The following is a 2,185-nucleotide window of genomic DNA, read 5'->3' on the forward strand; positions in this document are numbered from 1 at the left end:
TAGCGTCAAATGCCGCCAGCACTTTTGGATCGGCGACATCGGCCCATTCCGGCGGTGCGATCATCAGCGTGCCCACGGCATAGGGTACATCGCCCGGCGGTGTGCGGAGATTTTCGCCGCCGGCAAAGACGATGCCCGCCTGAAGCTGTGCGGCATCGCGGCCCATGATGGCGATGTCGTCGCCGTCGCCACCGGCAAAGACATGCGTCGCGCCAGCCTTCTTCAGCCGGCCGATCATGCCGATCTGGTTGTCGAGCTGTGGCCGGAACGTGTCGACGAATACCGGTTTCAGCGCTGCCTGTTCGGCCGCTGCCCGCAACGTCTCGGCGATCTCACGTCCGTAGATGGTGCCGTCGTCGATAATGGCGAACAGCTCGTTCTGCCATAGATGGGTGAGGGCGGACGCGATGGCGTTGCGCTCATCGTCGCCGCGCGGCCCGAGGCGATAGACCGGCCAGCCGGCCTTGGCGCGGCGGTCGGTCAGGCTCTCGGTCCGCACGCCAACGGTGATGACCGGAATGTTGGCGTCCTTGAGGATCGGCATCGCCGCCTCGATCGCCTCGGTGCAGAGAAACCCGACTACGATGTCGACCTTGGCGGCTGCGAATTCCTTGGCCGCGGCAGCGCCGCCGTCCGCGGTGCAGGCATCATCCACGGTCTTCAGTTCGATGCCGTTCGCTTCGGCCGCCAGGCCGGTGCCGGCCTCGATCTGCTTGCCGAGAATGGCAGATGGTCCCGATAGCGGTGCCGCGACGCCGACGAGCAGCGTCTGGGCATCCGCGGCACTGGCCAGAAACAGCCAGAACAGCGCCGCTATTGTTCTTGTCTTGGGTCGCATTCGAGCGATGGGTCCCTCCGTGCCGGCTCTATGCTCCTGGCACTATTGCCGCCAAGACCTAAAGGCTGCCCGGCCTTGGTGCAACACGGGAATTTCGGGATATGGCTCAAGCACTTCGCTTGTGGCGGGCTATATCTGGCCATATATGTCGGTAGGATCCTGACCATGGAAAAAATACGGTGCTGAAGAAGAACGACATTGGGCCGCAGGCCTATCGCGACGCGATGAGCCACTTTGCCGGCCACGTCCATGTGGTCACCACCGACGGGCCGGCCGGCAAGCGCGGCACGACGGTGATCGCCGCCTGTTCGGTGTCGGACACGCCGCCGACCATCCTGGTCTGTCTCAACCGCGAAAATGCCAAGAATGAGCTGTTCGTGAAAAACGGCAGGTTTGCCCTGAACACGCTGGCCTCGCACCAGGAGCCGCTGTCGGTCGGCTTTTCCGGCATCACCGGCCTGCCGGTCGAGGAACGTTTCGCGCTTGGCGAATGGGATGTGATCTCCACCGGCGCGCCGACGCTGAAAGGCGCGCTTGCCGTGTTCGACTGCGAATTGATCGACACCAAGGATCTGGCCACCCATCGTGTGCTTTTTGGCAAGGTGACAGGTCTGCGTATGGGCGATAATTTGCGGCCGCTGATCTACCACGCCCGCGGCTACCACGTTCTGGACAGCGGAGCGGCGGCGTTCACGGAGAAAGAATGACCGAGCTGAAACCGCGCGCCGCGCCACGGACGATCGACGAGACGCTCGATCTCCTGACCGGTGCGGACTATGTGGCGGACCGGTCGCTGGCGACCGTGCTGTTCCTGTCGTTGCGTATGAAGCGGCCGCTGTTCCTCGAGGGCGAGGCCGGCGTCGGCAAGACCGAGATCGCCAAGGTGTTGGCACAGGCGCTCGGTCGCCGGCTGATCCGCCTGCAGTGCTATGAAGGCCTCGACGTTTCGTCCGCCGTCTATGAGTGGAACTACGCCGCGCAGATGATCGAGATCCGCATGGAGGAGGCGGCCGGCAAGGTCGAGCGCTCCGCCATGGAGCGCAACGTCTTTTCCGAAAAATACCTGATCCGCCGCCCGGTGCTCGATGCGCTGACCGGAAAGACGGGCGCTGCCCCGGTTTTCCTGATCGATGAGCTCGACCGCACCGACGAGGCCTTCGAGGCCTTTCTGCTCGAAATCCTGTCCGACTTCCAAGTGACGGTGCCCGAACTCGGCACCATCAAGGCGGAAGAACCGCCGATCGTCATCATCACCACCAATCGCACCCGCGAAATCCACGATGCGCTGAAGCGGCGCTGCCTCTATCACTGGGTCGACTATCCCAACGCCGAGCGCGAGCTCGAGAT

The 2,185-nt window shown here is 63.6% G+C and carries 3 protein-coding genes; 2 read left to right on the forward strand and 1 reads right to left on the reverse strand.

What is annotated here, in order from left to right; all coding sequences use genetic code 11:
- Positions 1–838: ABC transporter substrate-binding protein (locus EN984_RS32045; protein WP_164765805.1), on the reverse strand; the 838-nt coding region annotated here is incomplete at its 3' end.
- A gap of 179 nt (positions 839–1,017) precedes the next feature.
- Here EN984_RS32045 and EN984_RS32050 point away from each other — a divergent pair.
- Together EN984_RS32050 and EN984_RS32055 are read left to right on the forward strand one after the other, a co-directional pair.
- Positions 1,018–1,545, forward strand: a complete 528-nt coding sequence (locus tag EN984_RS32050; RefSeq protein WP_095791541.1) for a flavin reductase — start codon at positions 1,018–1,020, stop codon at positions 1,543–1,545.
- Positions 1,542–2,185: MoxR family ATPase (locus tag EN984_RS32055; protein WP_164765806.1), on the forward strand; the 644-nt coding region annotated here is incomplete at its 3' end. The genes EN984_RS32050 and EN984_RS32055, both read left to right, overlap by 4 nt.

Origin of the sequence: Mesorhizobium sp. M7A.F.Ca.CA.004.12.1.1 (assembly GCF_003997835.1) — a bacterium.
Lineage (GTDB): Bacteria > Pseudomonadota > Alphaproteobacteria > Rhizobiales > Rhizobiaceae > Mesorhizobium.